15 protein-coding genes are annotated in these 16,326 nt (G+C 67.9%); 13 read left to right on the top strand and 2 right to left on the bottom strand.

Annotated elements, in window-relative coordinates:
- Positions 1–7 precede the first annotated feature (7 nt).
- From AC07VS_RS12400 to AC07VS_RS12385, 4 genes are read left to right on the top strand one after another with little or no spacing between them, the layout of a single operon-like run.
- Positions 8–826, top strand: a complete 819-nt coding sequence (locus AC07VS_RS12400) for a PilW family protein (protein ID WP_494751071.1) — start codon at positions 8–10, stop codon at positions 824–826.
- Positions 823–1,542: a pilus assembly PilX family protein gene (locus AC07VS_RS12395; RefSeq protein ID WP_494751070.1), complete on the top strand. Its 720-nt coding sequence runs from the start codon at positions 823–825 to the stop codon at positions 1,540–1,542. The genes AC07VS_RS12400 and AC07VS_RS12395 overlap by 4 nt, the downstream gene beginning before the upstream one ends.
- Entirely contained in the window at positions 1,539–4,835 is a 3,297-nt protein-coding gene (locus tag AC07VS_RS12390; protein WP_494751069.1) for a pilus assembly protein, read from the top strand. Before AC07VS_RS12395 ends, AC07VS_RS12390 begins: the two co-directional genes overlap by 4 nt.
- Positions 4,836–4,850: 15 nt before the next feature.
- Positions 4,851–5,285 (top strand): type IV pilin protein, encoded by a 435-nt coding sequence (locus AC07VS_RS12385; protein WP_492348767.1) that lies wholly within the window; start codon positions 4,851–4,853, stop codon positions 5,283–5,285.
- 53 nt (positions 5,286–5,338) lie between these two features.
- Here the strand turns inward: AC07VS_RS12385 and AC07VS_RS12380 are convergent, their stop codons facing one another.
- Complete coding sequence (locus AC07VS_RS12380) at positions 5,339–6,529, bottom strand: ABC transporter substrate-binding protein (RefSeq protein WP_494751097.1); 1,191 nt, start codon at positions 6,527–6,529, stop codon at positions 5,339–5,341.
- A 434-nt stretch (positions 6,530–6,963) separates the two neighbouring features.
- Here AC07VS_RS12380 and AC07VS_RS12375 point away from each other — a divergent pair, with 434 nt between their 5' ends.
- From AC07VS_RS12375 to AC07VS_RS12360, 4 genes are all read left to right on the top strand, one after another.
- Entirely contained in the window at positions 6,964–7,848 is an 885-nt protein-coding gene (locus AC07VS_RS12375; protein WP_494751096.1) for a helix-turn-helix transcriptional regulator, read from the top strand.
- A gap of 137 nt (positions 7,849–7,985) precedes the next feature.
- Entirely contained in the window at positions 7,986–8,795 is an 810-nt protein-coding gene (locus tag AC07VS_RS12370) for a fumarylacetoacetate hydrolase family protein (RefSeq protein WP_494751068.1), read from the top strand.
- 124 nt (positions 8,796–8,919) lie between these two features.
- On the top strand, positions 8,920–9,504 hold the full coding sequence (locus AC07VS_RS12365; protein ID WP_494751067.1) for an NAD(P)H-dependent oxidoreductase: 585 nt from the start codon (positions 8,920–8,922) through the stop codon (positions 9,502–9,504).
- Between the two features lie 160 nt (positions 9,505–9,664).
- A complete protein-coding gene (locus AC07VS_RS12360) occupies positions 9,665–10,195 on the top strand; it encodes a GNAT family N-acetyltransferase (protein WP_019574394.1) in 531 nt (176 codons plus the stop codon).
- Positions 10,196–10,331: 136 nt separating this feature from the next.
- Here the strand turns inward: AC07VS_RS12360 and AC07VS_RS12355 are convergent, their stop codons facing one another.
- Positions 10,332–11,252: an alpha/beta hydrolase gene (locus AC07VS_RS12355; RefSeq protein ID WP_492348771.1), complete on the bottom strand. Its 921-nt coding sequence runs from the start codon at positions 11,250–11,252 to the stop codon at positions 10,332–10,334.
- Positions 11,253–11,423: 171 nt separating this feature from the next.
- Between AC07VS_RS12355 and AC07VS_RS12350 the strand changes: the two genes are divergently transcribed.
- From AC07VS_RS12350 to AC07VS_RS12330, 5 genes are all read left to right on the top strand, one after another.
- On the top strand, positions 11,424–12,587 hold the full coding sequence (locus AC07VS_RS12350) for a methyltransferase (RefSeq protein ID WP_494751066.1): 1,164 nt from the start codon (positions 11,424–11,426) through the stop codon (positions 12,585–12,587).
- Positions 12,588–12,788: 201 nt separating this feature from the next.
- Positions 12,789–13,868, top strand: a complete 1,080-nt coding sequence (locus AC07VS_RS12345; protein WP_494655675.1) for a LacI family DNA-binding transcriptional regulator — start codon at positions 12,789–12,791, stop codon at positions 13,866–13,868.
- A 163-nt stretch (positions 13,869–14,031) separates the two neighbouring features.
- Positions 14,032–14,703 (top strand): amino acid ABC transporter permease, encoded by a 672-nt coding sequence (locus AC07VS_RS12340; RefSeq protein WP_492348773.1) that lies wholly within the window; start codon positions 14,032–14,034, stop codon positions 14,701–14,703.
- Between the two features lie 63 nt (positions 14,704–14,766).
- Positions 14,767–15,420 (top strand): amino acid ABC transporter permease, encoded by a 654-nt coding sequence (locus AC07VS_RS12335; RefSeq protein ID WP_492348774.1) that lies wholly within the window; start codon positions 14,767–14,769, stop codon positions 15,418–15,420.
- A gap of 63 nt (positions 15,421–15,483) precedes the next feature.
- Positions 15,484–16,302, top strand: a complete 819-nt coding sequence (locus AC07VS_RS12330) for a transporter substrate-binding domain-containing protein (RefSeq protein WP_492348775.1) — start codon at positions 15,484–15,486, stop codon at positions 16,300–16,302.
- Positions 16,303–16,326: the final 24 nt, after the last annotated feature.

The following is a 16,326-nucleotide window of genomic DNA, read 5'->3' as shown; positions in this document are numbered from 1 at the left end:
GCGGTCGGTGTTTCATCGTCAAGCACCCGAAGTGCGCCATCGGGCTGCACACGGCGTGTCGCTGCCTGAGCTGCTCACAGGTCTGGCCGTCGGCCTGCTGGTGGCGTTGGCTGCGGTGGGGTTGCTGGCCTCAACACGGGTGCTGTCGCGGCAAACCCTGGACGAGGCCGAGTTGATGGCCCAGGCCAACAACGCGATGCGTCTGATCGGCAGCCAGGCCAGGCCGGCCGGCGCGGTGGAGCTTTTGCCCCTCAACCCGGCGAGCCCTTCTGCGGAGCAAAGCTTTGTTTACAGCCAACGTTTTGATGGTCTGGACGTCGACGGCGATGGCCTGGCCGACGGTGCGTATGTCTGGGGGCTGGATGGACCGACCGGCGCTGGCGACACCTTGGTGCTGAGCTTCGAGAACCGATCTGCCAGCATCACCCCCGATTGTCTGGGCGCCGGCACCGCCAAAGGCCTGCACCGGGTGGACAGCCGCTTCTTCATGCGTGAGGGCCGCTTGATGTGTCAGGGCTCCAGCAATCCCGGCACGGCACAGCCGGTGGCTGAGTCGTTGGAAGATTTCCAGGTGCGCTATGCGCTGTTGCAGGGCGTGGGTGGCGGTGCCACGCTGCAATGGCTGGACGCTGCCCAGGTGGCTGGCCGATGGCTTCAGGTGCTGGCCATTCAGGTCTGTCTTCAGAGAGTGGGCTCGGTGGGCGGGCCCCGACTGGAGGGGCGTTCGTTCCTGGCCTGCAGCGGGCTCGAACAGGCCCACGATGGTCGCCGGCACATCGTGTTGCGCAATACCTTTGTCCTGCGCGGCGCGGGGCGCCCGCGATGACCCGGCGGCCGGGCCAACAAGGGGTGTCGCTGCTGATCGTGGTCGTGATGACCCTGCTGTGCGCCTTGCTGGTGCTGGCCGGTGCCCAGATTGTTCGTCTGTCCGAGATGCTGGCCGGCAACGACAGCGAAGCCACCCGGGGCTTCGAGGCGGCTGAAGCCCTGCTGCGCGACGCCGAGTTGGATGTGCTCGGCCTCGGGCCCCAGGGGCAGGTCTGCCGGCCCGACCCTGGCTGGGTGGGGTGCCGCAACCCGGCCACCACCACCACGCTGCCGCGCACCCTGGCAGACTTTGATGTGCTGGCCCAGCAGCTGACCCTGCGCGAGCCACCCTGTGCCGATGGCCTTTGCCTGAGCCTGGGGGCTGCCGCCACCGCCGAGTCGGGTGCCGGCTTCTGGCGCAACGAGCAGACGCTGGGCACTTTCGTGGCAGCAAGCGGCGGGGTTCCCTATGGTCGCTACAGTGGCGCCCCGGCAGCCGCGGGCGCGGGCAATCCCTTGCTGCTGTCCAGCGCCGCCCGAGGCGCCTGGTACTGGATCGAGGTGCTGCCCTACAGCACCGGTGCCGCTGCGGCTGGCGGAGACCTGGCGATCTGGTCGCCCACACCGGCGGACCCGTTCATTTTCCGCATCACCGCGGTGGTGCAGGGCCGGCGCTCAGGCGCCTCCACCGTGTTGCAGACCCTGCTGGTACGGCACAGCCTGGGGGCGCCATGAGGCCCTTGATGGCGGTCATGCGCCTGAGCGGGCATTCCAGCCTGGTGCGAGCCGTCGGGTGGCCGCTGCTGGCCCTCGCGTGGGCATGGTGGGTGGCGGTGTGCGGGCCTGCCTGGGCCGAGCCATTGCCGCTGGAGACGGCGCCCGCAGGGGCCGCAGAGGCCCCGCCCAACCTGATCCTGTCCGTGGGCGATTCCCGGCGCCTGGGCCAGGCCGGGCTGCAGGCCTTGCGGCCGGTGCTCCGATCGGCCTTCAGTGCCGAGGCCGTGCCCGATGGCAGCCTGCGTCTGGCCTACCAGTCGTACGGCAGTTGCCGAGCCCAGCCTGACGGCCGCTGCGGCAAGCCCTTGAAAATCCGCAGCTTCGATGCCCGCGAGCGTGAGCCGTTCTTTCAATGGGCCGATGCGCTGGTGCCCGATCACCCCAACTGGGCGCATCTGTTGTTTGCTGAGGTCGGGCGCTTCATGCGGAGCACGGGTGTCGAGGGCCCCTATGCGGCTGTTCCGGGCCAGGCTGAGGCACCGGTGCTGGCGTGTCGCAGGTCTTACCACCTGTTCGTGGACGCGGGCGGCTGGAGTGACGAGGCATCGGCAGGCGAGCATGCGGCCGATGCCGGCTCGGCCGACGGCACCCGCCGGGTGCTGCCTGACGGGGTGGTGTTTGACCCTGAGGGCCAGACCGAGGCCCCGACGCGGGTCTTTCGCGATGGCTATCTGCCGCGAGCCAGCGCCAGCCCTGCCCACCCGGGCTGGCACCACAACACCCTGGCTGATTTCGCCTTTGACCAATGGGCCAGCGACCTGCAACCCCAACTGGCCGACCAGGTTCCGCCTCGGGTGCGGCAGCCCGGCCAGGCCGACTTCGGCACGCCGGCTGCGCCCTACAAGGTGCCCGAGTACTGGAACCCGAAAAACGATCCGGCCACCTGGCAGCACCTGAGCACTTCCACCGTAGGCTTCAACCCGCGAGCCCAGGATGCCTTGCCTGAAACCGGGCCGCGGCGACGCCCCTGGTGGGCGGGCGACACCTGGTCGGGGGATTTCCAGGCCCTGGTGCGCGGCGAGGTGGGCTGGTGCAACCCGATGTTCACGGCCGGCGGGCGGGTGGATGGGGGCTCGGGGCATCTGCCGTCCTTGAAGGGCGACGGGCCGCTGCCCCCCAACTTCTGCGTCGAGCCCAGCCCCTCGGATGGCAGGCCTCTGATCGACGATGCGCTGGCGCGGGCCCGCCTGCAAGAGCTCTGGCATGTGGCCCTCAACGGGCGAGGGCGTTTTGTTCAGGCCACGGATCAGGACGGCCTGCGGCAGGCCTTCAGCGACTTCCTCGGGCAGATCCAGACCGCCAGCGGCGAGGCTGAGCTGACCTTGGCGGCCAACACCCAGACGCTGGATGCCGGCGGCAAGCTGTACTTTGCCGGCTACCGGGCGCCGTCCTGGCGTGGCGAGCTGCAAGCCATCGGTGTTGACGACCAAGGCCGGCTGCAGCCCCGGCCCGACTGGGAGGCCGGCCAGGCCCTGCAGGGCCTGGACCCCACCCAGCGCCTGATCTGGAGTCATGACGGCCAGCGTGGCGTGCGCTTTGAATGGACTGCCTTGAGTACCGCCCAGCGCGAACTGCTCAAGGGCGGGCCGCGTGCACCCGATGCCGAGGGCGAGCTGCGCCTGCTCTACCTGCGCGGTGCCCGCACGGCTGAGGCCCGGCAAGGCGGGCACCTGCGCGATCGCGACACCGTGCTGGGCGACATCGTGCATTCCGTCCCCTGGTGGGTGGGGGCGCCGGTGGCGGGGCGGCCCGAGCCGGGCTACCCAGCCTTTGTGCAGCAGCACCGCGGCCGCGTCGGCATGGTCTATGTGGGCGCCAACGATGGCATGCTGCACGGCTTTTCCAGCCTGGATGGGCGTGAGAAGCTGGCCTACGTGCCCCTGGGCGCCTGGCCTCGGCTGCATGCCCTCACCGAGCCGGCCTACACCCACCGCTACAGCGTCGATGGCCGCCTCATGAGTGGCGATGTCCTGGACGCGGGCACCTGGAAGACCCTGCTGCTTGGCACCCTGGGTTGGGGTGGCCGGGGCTATTTCGTGCTGGATGTGAGTTCCCCCGCCCAGTTTGCCGAGCAGGATCCGGCCCGGCAGGTGGTGATGGACCGCAGCGACGGGGCTGACCCCGACATCGGCCACCAGATCCTGGAGCCCACCCTGGACCCGGCCCATCCTGCCAGGGTGTCGCAGTTCAGCCGGCTCAACAATGGCCGCTGGGCCGTGCTGTTGGGCAACGGCGTGAACAGCCGCAACGAGCGCGCGGTGCTGCTGATCCAGTACCTCGACGGCGCGAAGGAACTGCTCAAGCTGCCCACTGCCGTGCCGGTGCCGGCCGGGGCGGGCAATGGCCTGTCCACGCCCCAGTTGATCGACTTCAATGGCGACGGCCAGGTCGATGTGGCCTATGCCGGAGACCAACTGGGACAACTCTGGAAATTCGACCTCAGCAGTGCCCAGCCTTCAGATTGGGGGGTGGCCGCGCCCGGCGGGCCGATCTTTGTCGCCGAGGACCCCCAGGGACGGCGTCAGCCGATCACGGCGGCGCCGGTCTGGCTTCCCCACCCCTATGGTGGTGTGATGCTGGGCCTGGGGACCGGCCGTTTGCTGACGCTGGATGACCGGAGCAGCGCCGACGTGCAGACCCTCTATGGCCTTTGGGACACGGCCCGCGTGGGCATGGGCGCCACCCGCGTTCAGATCGGGCCCGGTGCGCCCTTGGGTCCGGGCTGGCGGCAACTCAAGCCAGCGCCCTTGGTGGCGCAGCAACGCACCGAGGTGGTCCGGCAGGGGGCGCAGACCTTCTACCGCAGCAGCCGCCATCCGGTGAACTACCGTGGGCCCGCCGCGGTACAGGGCTGGTTCATGGACCTGCCACAGCCACGTGAAAGAGTGGTCTCCAATGGCCTGGTGCTGGGCCGCCTGTGGCTGCAGCGCAGCCTGGTGCCGGCCCGCAGCGAGCCCGCCGACCCGGCTGCACCGAGCTGCGAGGCCCCGCTGCGCGAGGCCATCAGCGAGGAGTACCTGCTGGACCTCTTCAGCGGCGCGCCCGCCCCGTGGCCGGCATTTGACACCGACGGTGGCGGCTTCACGGGCACCGAACTGGCCGACATCAGTGGCTGGCGATCGGGGCCTCAGGCGCGCCTGTGGCAGCGCTCCGCGGGCTCGGAGGTGCTCAGCCTGGGGCGGGGCGCGCCCCTGCGCCTGCGCGTGCTGGGCGGGCCCTCGGTGCGCATCGGCTGGCGCCAGCTTCAGTGAGTCCAAGGGGCACGCATGGCGCAATTTGTCTGTCGGGGTCGGCGATCCCAGGGCTTCAGCCTGATCGAACTTCTGATCGTGCTGGCCGTGATCGCGTTGCTGGTGAGCCTGGCCTGGCCCGGCTACCAGGCCACCCTTCAGCGCGCCCGCCGCAGCGACGCCCGCGAGGCCTTGCTGCGGGGCGCGCAGTGGCTTGAGCGCGTGGCCTCGATCCACGGGCAGTACCCCGAAGCGGCGGCCTACCCAGCCACCCTGGCCCTCAGCGCTGCCGGCCATTACCACATCCGGTATGCGCCCAGCGCCGATCTGGGGGCCTACACCCTCACCGCACTGCGCCGTGGCGCACAGGCGCAGGACCGTTGCGGTGATTTCGTGCTCGACCAGGCGGGGCAGCGGTCACTTGTGGGGCCGGCGGTCGGCAACGGCGTGGCCGATTGCTGGCAACGCTGAACGCCCGCCCCATGGGCGCGGCCCCGTTGTTGGCGGGCCGAGGGTCGCCTGGCTCATTGCTTGCGTTGCACGAACAGATTGCGCTTGGCGTCCTCGGGGTAGGCAAAGGTGACCAGCCCGTTGCGCACTTGGCCCATCACCAGCATGTTGGCCGAGATGGCTTCCTTGTCCTGGGGGCTGAACGGATGGTCATAGGTGGCCACCACGCCGTAGTAGGTCTTCATCCGTCCCTCGAGTGCAGCCTTGATGGCCGGGCCATCGGCCGGCCCCTTGTGGATGGACAGCAGGGCATACAGCAGCAGGTAGCTGGCGTCGTAGCCATTGGCCGCGGCCATGGGCACCGGGATGCGGCGGTTGTTGAACTTGCGCGCATAGCCGGCCAGAAACGCGGCGCGCCGTTCGTTGCTGGGCTCGGCGATGAAGGTCTGGGCCATCAGGGCGCCTTCTGCCGCGTCCTTGGCGCCGTCGATGAAAAACGGAAACGACAGCGTCCAGGGGCCGACCTGGGGCACTTTCCAGCCCAGGGCCTTGCGGCCTTGCGCCACCACGGCGTTCTCCGGGCCCACGGTGTAGCTGAAGATCACGTTGGCGCCCGCCGCCCGAGCGGCCTTGAGCTCGTCGGACAGGTCCTTGACACCCAGTGCGAAACGGGCCACGTGAACGGGCTTGAGGTTCTTGGCCGCCAGGGCCGCGATCACGTCCCGGGTGCCGCCTTCGCCGTAGCCCGTGGTGTCGGCAAAGATGGCCACCCGGTCCCAGCCCCGCTTGAGCAGGTCGTCCACCACGAAAGGGGCCTGCAGGGCATCACGGCCTTGCACGCGGAAGATATAGCTTTCGGGTGCCGGGTACTGGGTGGTCAGTGCCGTGCCGGTGGCGCAAGGGACGATCAGCGGCACCTTGTTCTTCTGGAACACCTCGATCGAGTTGAGTGCCACCCCGGTGTTGCAGTAGCCGATCGTGGCCACCACCTGGTCGCGAACCAGTTCTTCGGCCAGTTGCCTTCCGCGGGCCGGGTCGGCCGTGTCGTCCTTGATCACCAGCTCCAGCGGGCGCCCCAGGTAGCCGCCGACCGCATTGATTTCGTCCATGGCCAATTTCACGCCATTGGCCATGGGCACACCGAAGTCGGCCGAGGGTCCCGTCAAGGGGCCGATCAGGCCGATGCGCAAGGGCGCCGGCCCGGCTGGGGGGGGGCCTGCCTCGGCGGCCCCTGCCGGCAGCCCGGCAAGCCCGCCTGCGAGCAGCAGGGCGCTGCACGCCCATGCCCCTGCCCGCCGGCCCAAGCCGAAGACCGACCCCACGGACGCATCCGCCCGACTTGGTAAGAACTTGAAAGACACGTGACGACCCGCCCAGGTGGATGAACAAATGCCCGAATCTAGGGGGCAGCCCCCGCCTGCGGAACGGGGCTTACCCGAGTCACAGGCCTCTGACGATGGCGCGAACCGCTTGTTGCATGGCGCTCCTCGCCGGGGCGCCCGGGTTTGTCCGGCCCGAAGAGTGGGGTGTTGAAGGGGGTTTTGGCGCGGCAAGCATCCAGGCGCCGCTAACATGTCGTTTTCGGGGTCGCCGTGCGCGTTGGACGCTGGTGGCCGTTGTGCTGACCCCTGCTTGTGTGGCCTTGTTCCTGCCCCTGTGTGACTCTGTGAGCGCCTCCCGCGACATCAAAACCTATGGCATGGCCGAACGGGCCAACCACCTCGATTTCGACATCCGCGAGCAGCTGGTGCGGCCACCGCTGCTGCGCCCGCACCGGCACGACTATTTTCAGATCCAGGTCAGCCTGCAGGGGGATGGCGAGCAGACCGTGGGGGCCAGTGTGCGGCCGTTTGGCCGCGGCACGCTGAGCTTTGTGCTGCCCTACAGGGTGCATGTGGTCTCGCACCCTGAAGGTTCGCGCTATGTGATCCTGAACTTCTCGCAAGCCTTTTTGCGCCCCGACCTGCAGGCCGACCCCCTGGATCTGGAAGACGTGCCCCTGAGCCTGGCGCCCGAACTGGGCCCGTTCCTGTTCCAGGAGTACACCGACTTTGCCTTTGGACCCGAGGCATTTGCCGAGGTCGAAGCCCTGGTGCAGCGCATGCTGCGTGAAAACGCGCAGCGCCGCCACGGCAGCCTTACGCTGTTGCGGGGCCTGCTGTTGCAACTGCTGGGCCTGACCTGCCAGGTGTTCGAGGCCGACCTGACCCGTCTGGCGGCCCAGCATGCGCAAAAGACCAGCCAGCGCGAAGCCTTGCAGCGTGTGGCCCGTTTCATCCGAGAGCACTTGGCCGAGGACTTGACGCTGGCCGACGCCGCTGCGGCGGCGTTTCTGTCGCCCAATTACCTGGCCAACCTGCTCAAGAAGGAAACCGGCAAGACCTTCACCGAACTGCTCACCGAGCGCCGCATGGAGCGTGCGCAGGAGCTGCTGGCCCACACCTCGCAGCGCGTCATGCAGGTGGCGCATGCGGTGGGTTTCGCCGACGAGTCGTATTTCACGCGGCGCTTCCGCCAGAGCATGGGCCTGAGCCCGCGCGCCTGGCGCGACCAGCTGCGCCAGCGCCTGCAACACCCGGCCTGAACGTCGCTCTGAGGGCCGCATGCAGGTGCAGCCCGCTTTGTGCTGGAAAACCGTAAGCCCGCGCGGTGATGGCTTGGCGCCGCGTTTTTAAAGTCGTCTTCTGTTGCTTTCGAATATTTTTACAAGCGGAGACTTCGATGACTGATTTGAGCAAACGGGGCTGGCTGCAGGGCGGCCTGCTGGCGAGTGCTGGGGTCTTGGGCGCCTGTGCCAATCCGGGCGCGGCCCAGCCCGGGCGACCGGTGGCCACCCCCTTCGAGCTGAGCCACACCACCGTGCCCGTGGCCACGGCCGACGGCCAGCCCCTGGCCTTTCCGGTGCGCCGCATCTATTGCATCGGGCGCAACTACGCGGCGCATGCCCGCGAGATGGGCTCGGACCCGAGCCGTGAGGCGCCGTTTTTCTTTCAAAAGCCCAGCGACGCGATCCAGTTCGTGGCGCCGGGCACGGTGGCCGATCACCCGTACCCCAGCCTCACGCGCAACTACCACTACGAGGTGGAGCTGGTGGCCGCCCTGCACCGGGGCGGGCGGGACATTCCGATGGAGCGGGCGCTGGACTGCGTCTATGGCTACGCCCTGGGCCTGGACATGACGCGGCGCGACCTGCAGCGTGGCATGGGCGATCAGAAGAAGCCCTGGGAGATCGGCAAGAGCTTCGATCACTCGGCCCCCATCGGCCCCATCCACCCGGTGGCCCGCACGGGCCATTACACGCAAGGGGCCATCTGGCTCAAGGTGAATGGCCAGATCAAGCAACAGGCCACGCTCAACCACATGATCTGGTCGGTGGCCGAGCAGATCAGCCGCCTGTCCGAGGCGTTTGAGCTGTTTCCGGGCGACATCATCTACTCCGGCACCCCGGAAAACGTGGGGCCTGTGGTGCGCGGCGACCTGATTGAATGCCACATCGACGGCCTGCCCGAATTGAACCTGCGCATCGTTTGAGTCTGCTGACCGCGCTGCCGGGTTGAGGGACGTCAACATCAGGCCACGGCCCCGGTGGCAGGATGAAGTCCGGTGGCATCGGGGTCGTCAGAACAGCCGGGCTCCGATTTCGGGAGCTTGTTCTATGAAGCGGCGCATTCTCATCATCCAGGGGCATCCGGACCATCGGGCCCCTCATCTGGCCCACGCCCTGGCAGACGCCTATGCCAGCGGTGCCCAGTTGGAGGGGCACGAGGTGCGGCAGATCTGTGTGGCGCAACTTGACCTGAGCCTGCTGCGCAGCCAGGAGGAGTGGGAGCGCAAGCCCATCCCGGCGGCGCTGACGTCGGTGCAGGAAGAGCTGCGCTGGGCCCAGCACCTGGTGTTCTTCTTCCCGCTGTGGTTGGGTGAGATGCCCGCCATGCTCAAAGGCTTTCTGGAGCAGGTGGCCCGGCCCGACCTGGTCCGGGTGACAGGGTCTGGGGGGCGCAGCAGCCCTGGCCTCAAAGGGCGCAGTGCCCGCCTGGTGGTCACCATGGGCATGCCGGCCCTGTTCTATCGCGCCTTTTACGGCGGCCATGGCCTGCGCTCGATGCGCCGCAGCGTGCTGGGCTACATGGGCATCTCACCGGTCAGTCAGACGCTGATTGGCCGTGTCGGGGCGATCTCGCCGCACCGTTTCGAGGGGCTGGTGCACCAGATGCAAGGGCTGGGGCGCCAGGCACGCTGAGTTTCTGATGGGTGGAACAAGCCCTAGCACAGACCTCGTCTTTACGGGGGCGCGGCACCGTGGGCAACTCCGGTATCAGGGTAAAGCCGGGGGTGTCTTCGGGCAATCTGCGACAATCCTGCCTCTCGAAAATTTTGACCGTCCGAAGAATAAATCCTAAATGAGCACTCTGACCACTGTTGAGATCCGTCCTGCCACCCTGCGAGATGCCAAGACCGTAGCCGAAATCCACACGGTGGCTGCCCAAGCCGCCTACAAAGGCATTGTTCCCGACGAGTTTCTGAAAAGCTCCTCCACTGACAAGCGCGTGGCCCAATGGCGTGAAGCCATCGAATACTGTGAACCCCAGGTCCAAGTGGCCATGGATGAAGGCAAGGTGGTCGGCTTTGTCGGCTTTGACCGCTCGCGCGATCCGAAGTCCCGCCCGACCACCGGCGAAATCTGGGCCCTGTACGTGTTGCCCAGCCACTGGGACAAGGGCGTTGGCCTGGCCCTGTGGGACGCCGCCCGCGAAGGTCTGTCTGAAGAAGGCTGCACCAACGTCACCGCCTGGGTTCCGCTGCGCAATGAGCGCGCCATGCGCTTCCTGGAACTGGCCGGTTTCAAGCGCGAGCTGAACACCGCCAAGACCACGCCCATGGGCGCCATCAAGCTCGAGGAAATCCGCCTCAAGCGCGGCGACCTGAACTGAGCCTGGCGAGCCCGGCAAGAGGCTGCTGACGCAGCCCGTCGGGTGCCTCTGAAAGCCCTCGGTCTTCGGACCCAAAGGCCACCGCCCTCGTGCAGTGGCCTTTTTTTCGTGGGCGATCGGTGGGCCGTTCGCGGCCTCAGCTGCCCTTGCGGCAGGCCTGATCGACGTACTGCAGTGCGTCGGGCAGAGCGTCGCGAAACACCAGCCATTCATGGTCGCCATCGATCACGCGCAGTTCGACCTGCCGTGGCTGGATCTGATGCAGGCGCCAGAACAGGTTGGCCGACATCGGGGCGATGCCCAGGTAATCGTGGTCGCCTGACACGATCCACATGGGCACCCGCGCAGCGCCGGCCCGGTAGGCGTCGAGCGCAGCCGGGTAGTTCAGCGCCTTCCAGGTGTCGGCATCGAACTGGCCGTTGCGCACGAACTGCGGCGTGCGGCGCGCGGCCGAGGTTTCGGGAGGCAGGGGATCGTAGATCGCCGGGCTGATCACGGCCGCCCCGCAGAACTTCTGCGGGTGGCGCAGCGACAGGTTCAGCGCACCGTAGCCTCCCATGGACAGGCCGCCGATGGCCCGGCCGCTGCGCTCTTTCTGCACCCGGTAATGCGTCTCCACATAGGGCAACAGCTCGTTCATGATGGCCGTGCCGGCCTTCTCGGCGGCCCCGTCGGCCCACCACGATGCGGGGCCCGCTGTCGGCATCACCACCACCGAGGGCCGGATCAGGCCGCGCTTGATCAGGCCGTCCAGGGTCTCTACCGCACCGCCCTTGGTGCGCCACTCGTTTTCGTCGCCGCCCGCGCCATGCAACAAGTACACGACGGGGTAGGGCTGTTGGGCTTTTTCATACCCATCTGGCAGGTAGACCGTGAAGGGCAGGGGTCGGCCCAGCGCAGCCGAGGGCGCCTGATCGGCCAGCACCATGCTGGCTGCGTGGCCGGGCAGGGCCGCACTCAGGGCCGCGCCCAAGGTCAGCAGGCCCAGCAGATGGGCCTGCGCCCACCGGCGGGCACGCGCGCCCAAGGGGCGCAGGGTCGGGGATGTCAATGCCATGTTGTCTCCTGTTTTTTGAGGTCTGAGCTTCGTTCCGAGGCAGAGGAACGCGCTTGATTCTGGGTGCATGGGCCAAAGAATGTGCGCTGACACGCTAAATTCGACCTTTGAGCAGGTGATTCCTCGCAATGCAGACCACGTGGGCGGCGCTCAAGCCGCGACAATGGGGGCATGACCGATACCCCACCCAGCCTGAGCTGGACCGATGCCCAGGGCCTGCCGCAGCAAGCCCGCTGGCGCTCCGAAGCCGGTGTACCTGCACCGCGCCGCCTGCAACTGGCCGATGACACCCTGAACGCCGACACCGCCTACCGCCTGGCCTGCGAGGGCACAGGCTTGCTCTGGCAGGGTGATTTCCACAACGCCCGGCAACTGCTGCAGGCGCTGGCACGCCGGGTGGACCGCAAGCCGCGCAAGCTCAAGGCACCGGCCACCACGCTGGCCGAAGCGTTCCACCAGCATCGCCAGGGCCAGGCCCAGCGGGCTCGTGTGCTCGGTCAGGTGCTGGTGCCGGTGAATGCCGATTTCACCGTGCCGTTGCGCCGCGCACCCGATGTGCGGCAGGCTTTGCAGGAGGTGTGGGGCGAACCCGGGGCGCAACCGTCGGTGCTGAGCCTGCGCGAGCTGCTGGGCCTGGTGGGCGCGCATGAATGGCGCAAGAAGGGCGTGCCCGTGCCAGCCCTGGGGCCGGAGGCGCGCATCCACCCCTATTACGGCGTGTTTTCACCCGTGCGCGGTGAGTACGTCGATCTGCTGGCCAAGACCCCTTGGCCAGCCGGCTTCAGCACCGATCAGCCGGTGTTCGACATCGGCGTGGGCACGGGTGTGCTGTCGGCGGTGCTGGCCCGGCGTGGAGCCCGTCAGGTGGTGGCCACCGATCAGGACCCGCGTGCCCTGGCCTGTGCGCGGGCCAACCTGGCCCGCCTGAAGCTGTCGGCCCAGGTCCAGTTGCAGCAGACCGACTTGTTTCCGCCGGGCCAGGCGGCCCTGGTGGTGTGCAACCCGCCCTGGCTGCCCGCCCGGCCCAGTTCCCCCATCGAGTACGCGGTCTACGACCCCGACAGCCGCATGCTGCGTGGCTTTCTGCAAGGCCTGGCGGCGCACCTGAGCCCCGATGGCGAGGCCTGGCTGATCTTGTCCGACCTGGCCGAATTGCTGGGCCTGCGCAGCCGCGAGGAGTGGCAGGGTTGGGCCCGTGAGGCGGGCATCGAAGTCGTGGGCCGGCGTGATGCCCGGCCCCAGCACCCCAAGGCCAGCGACCCCACCGACCCCTTGCACAAGGCACGCTCTGCCGAGGTCACCAGCCTGTGGCGCTTGCGCAGGGCGGCGGCCTAACGTGGTGACCTAGGGCGGGTTTTCACCGGGTGCCCAGTGGCGGGGCAAGACACTAAGATAAGATCACGCTCTGAAACTGGTTTCAGGCTTCCCGGCCTTTCGCTGCGTCCTGATGTCGCAGGTGCCCCGGGGCTGTGGCCAGTGCTAGCTCTGCCTGATTCGACCCTGCCCGTGCCCCGCTCCACTCCCCCTTCTACCGCCATCGCCGCCGCTGCGGCCCCGTCAGGCGCCGCCGGCGCCCGCGCCACCATCGCCGATGTGGCGCGCGAGGCGGGGGTGTCCAAGGCCACCGTCTCACGCTTTCTGAACCACCGCGAAACCCTGCTCAGCCCCGACATCGCGATGCGGGTCGAGCGGGCGGTGGCGGCGCTGGGCTACTCGCCCAGCCCGATGGCGCAAGCCCTCAAACGAGGGCGTACCCGACTCATCGGCCTGGTCGTGGCCGATGTGACCAACCCCTACTCGGTGGCCGTGTTGCGCGGCGCCGAGCAGGCCTGCCAGGAGGCGGGCTACCTGGTCATGCTGTTCAACCTGGGCAATGACAGTGGGCGTGAACGCGAAGCCATGGCGGCCCTGGCCTCTTACCAGGTCGAGGGGTTCATCCTCAACACCCTGGGGCGTGATCCGGGTGTGGCCGCCGAGGCGCTGCGCCTGGGGCGTCCGGTGGTGCTGGTGGACCGGCGCCACAGCAGCATGCAGGCCGATTTCGTGTCGCTGGACAACGCCCAGGCCATGCGCATGGTGCTGGCCCACTTGCAGGCCCAGGGCTATCGCCAGCTTTTGTACGTGACCGAGCCGGTGCGGGGCGTGAGTTCGCGCACCGAGCGCGAGGCGGCCTTTCGCGAGGGCTGCCACCAGTCCGGCCACGACGGCCCGGCCCTGCTGGGCCAGACTTTCGAAAACCAGGACGACGCACCCGAAGCCCAGGTGCAGGCCCTGGCCGAGGCCTTGCAGGCCTGCCGGCAGCAGGCCGGAGGGCAGCCTGCGGCGGTGCTGGCGAGCAATTCGGTGGTCATGCTTCGCGTGTGCGCCGCCCTGGCCCGCCTGGGCTGGCAGGCCGGGCGTGAGCTGGGGGTGGTGGGCTTTGACGATCCCGACTGGGCGCCCTATGTGGGCCCCGGCATCAGCACCCTGGCCCAGCCCACCCACGATCTGGGGCGGCTCGCGGCCAGTTGCCTGCTGGAGCGCCTGGGTGGCCTGAGCCTGGCGCCCCGCCAGATTCTGCTGCCGGGCCAGTTGCGGGTGCGGGGCTCGACCTCGGGTCTGGCCGCGGGCGCCTGAGATTTTCTGGGCGGGGTGAAGCCAGGGTTTTCACCCATGGAAACCTGAAACCGGTTTCTTAAACTTGCTGAAAACGGTTTCAGGATGGATTTCAGGGTTTCAAATCGTGCCTGCCCCCAGTGGGCGCCGTCCGCCACCGGTTCTCTTTTCTATCGGATCGATCGTGAACTACAGCTTTCAATTTGCCGATGTGCTGGCCGCCTGGCCGCTGCTGCTCAAGGGCACCTGGATCACGGTGCAGCTGTCGATGCTGGCCATGGCGCTGGGCCTGGGGCTGGCCATTCTGTGCGCCTGGGGCAAGACCGCCGGCCCACGCCCGCTGCGCTGGGTGATCCAGGCCTACATCGAGTTGATCCGCAACACGCCGTTTCTGGTCCAGCTGTTCTTCTTTTTCTTTGCGCTGCCGGCCATCGGCCTGCGCTGGAGCGCTTACACCGCGGCCCTGACGGCCCTGGTGATCAACCTGGGGGCCTATGCCACCGAGATCATCCGTGCGGGCATCGAATCCATCCCGCGCGGTCAGATCGAGGCCGGCCTGGCGCTGAACCTCAAACGCTGGGAGATCTTCCGCTTTGTGATCCTCAAGCCGGCGCTCAAGGCCATCTACCCGGCCCTGACCAGCCAGTTCATCCTGCTGATGCTGAGTTCGGCGGTGGTGTCGGTGATCTCGGCCGACGACCTGACCTCGGTGGCGGCCAACCTGCAGTCGCAGACCTTTCGCAGCTTCGAGATCTACATCGTGGTGGCGCTGATCTACCTGGCGCTGTCGATGGCCTTCTCGGCGCTGTTCAAGCTGATCTACCGCGCCGCGCTCAGTTACCCCGACCGCCGCTGAGTCCCCATGACCCCTTTTCACGCAACCCTGATCTGCCCGCCGCGGGCGACGGAGACCTGACCCATGCGCAGTTTCGGTTTCGCCGAGTTCATGTTCATCCTCGAGGCGGCCCGCTGGACGCTGGCCCTGTCACTGCTGGCCTTTGTCGGCGGTTCGGTGGTGGGCCTGGTGGTGGCCCTGGCCCGCACCAGTGAGTCGCGTTGGGCCCAGGCCGGCGCCGGGCTGTTCATCCAGGTGTTTCAAGGCACGCCACTGCTGTTGCAGTTGTTTCTGATCTTTTTCGGGGCCCCGGTGCTGGGCCTGGACATCAACCCCTGGGTGGCCGCCGGTGCCGCACTGATCCTCAACAGTGGCGCCTTTCTGGGCGAGATCTGGCGCGGTTGCATCCAGGCTGTGCCGCGGGGGCAGTGGGAAGCCGCCGAGGCGCTGAGCCTGTCGTATGTGGACCGCATGCGCGACGTGGTGCTGCCGCAGGCCTGGCGCATCGCCGTGCCGCCCACCGTGGGCTATGGCGTGCAGATCATCAAAGGCACCTCGCTGGCCGCCATCATCGGCTTCACCGAGATCACCCGGGCCGGCCAGATCATCAACAACGCCACCTTCCAGCCCCTGCTGGTGTTCAGCGCCGTGGCCGCCCTCTACTTTGTGCTGTGCTGGCCGCTGTCCCTGCTGGCCGCCCGCATGGAGCGGCGCCAGGCCGCGGCCACCGCCCGCTGAACCCGCGCTGGCCGTCCCCCTCCCTCATCCCTTCGTTCAACAACAGCCACCCAGGAGACTTTCATGCACGATCAGACCCTCACCCTGTCGCCCGCGGGCGCCCGCCGTCGCACCTTCACGGCCGCTCTCGTGGCTTCCAGCCTGGGCCTGCTGGCCTCGGGCGCCTCGGCCCAGACCCTGGACGAGCTGAAGAAGAAGGGCGAGCTCACCATCGGCATGCTGGTTGACTTTCCGCCCTATGGCACCACCAATGCGCAAAATCAGCCCGATGGCTACGACGCCGATGTGGCCCGCCTGTTGGGCAAGGACCTGGGCCTGAAGGTCAACCTGGTGCCCGTCACCGGCCCCAACCGCATTCCTTTCCTGCTGACCAACAAGGTGGATCTGCTGGTGGCCTCGCTGGCCATCACGCCCGAGCGCGCCAAGCAGGTGCAGTTCTCGCAGCCCTATGCGGCCGCGACCATCGTGCTGTTCGGTGCCACCAAGTCGGCCATCAAGAGCCCCGCCGACCTCAAGGGCCTGCGCGTGGGCGTGGCCCGGGCCAGCACGCAAGACGTGGCCGTCACCAAGGCGGCGCCCGAGGGCACCGAGATCCGCCGCTTCGACGACGATGCCTCGGCCATGCAGGCGCTGCTGTCGGGCCAGGTGGACGCGATCGGTTGCTCGGTCACAGTGGCCGCCCAGATCAACAAGCGCGCCCCGGCAGGCAGCTTTGAAGTCAAGTTCAACCTGCTGCAGCAGGCCATGGGCATCGCACTGCGCCCCAACCAGGCTGAACTGCTCAAAGCCGTGAACGATTTCGTGGCCCGCAACACCGCCAACGGCGAACTCAACAAGCTCTACCGCAAGTGGCTGGAAAGCGACCTGCCCAAGCTGTCCTGAACCCCTGACACCTTCTTTTGCCCG

This window comes from Curvibacter sp. GW821-FHT01G03 (assembly GCF_059422285.1).
This window is presented reverse-complemented; position numbering and strand designations above follow the sequence as displayed.

What these genes read in the sequence shown, in the direction of transcription:
- AC07VS_RS12395 (WP_494751070.1), top strand. Translation starts at nt 823, where the DNA reads ATGACCCGGCGGCCGGGCCAACAAGGGGTGTCGCTGCTGATCGTGGTC.
- AC07VS_RS12390 (WP_494751069.1), top strand. Translation starts at nt 1,539, where the DNA reads ATGAGGCCCTTGATGGCGGTCATGCGCCTGAGCGGGCATTCCAGCCTG.
- AC07VS_RS12385 (WP_492348767.1), top strand. Translation starts at nt 4,851, where the DNA reads ATGGCGCAATTTGTCTGTCGGGGTCGGCGATCCCAGGGCTTCAGCCTG.
- AC07VS_RS12375 (WP_494751096.1), top strand. Translation starts at nt 6,964, where the DNA reads ATGGCCGAACGGGCCAACCACCTCGATTTCGACATCCGCGAGCAGCTG.
- AC07VS_RS12370 (WP_494751068.1), top strand. Translation starts at nt 7,986, where the DNA reads ATGACTGATTTGAGCAAACGGGGCTGGCTGCAGGGCGGCCTGCTGGCG.
- AC07VS_RS12365 (WP_494751067.1), top strand. Translation starts at nt 8,920, where the DNA reads ATGAAGCGGCGCATTCTCATCATCCAGGGGCATCCGGACCATCGGGCC.
- AC07VS_RS12360 (WP_019574394.1), top strand. Translation starts at nt 9,665, where the DNA reads ATGAGCACTCTGACCACTGTTGAGATCCGTCCTGCCACCCTGCGAGAT.
- AC07VS_RS12355 (WP_492348771.1), bottom strand. Translation starts at nt 11,252, where the DNA reads ATGGCATTGACATCCCCGACCCTGCGCCCCTTGGGCGCGCGTGCCCGC.
- AC07VS_RS12350 (WP_494751066.1), top strand. Translation starts at nt 11,424, where the DNA reads ATGACCGATACCCCACCCAGCCTGAGCTGGACCGATGCCCAGGGCCTG.
- AC07VS_RS12335 (WP_492348774.1), top strand. Translation starts at nt 14,767, where the DNA reads ATGCGCAGTTTCGGTTTCGCCGAGTTCATGTTCATCCTCGAGGCGGCC.
- AC07VS_RS12330 (WP_492348775.1), top strand. Translation starts at nt 15,484, where the DNA reads ATGCACGATCAGACCCTCACCCTGTCGCCCGCGGGCGCCCGCCGTCGC.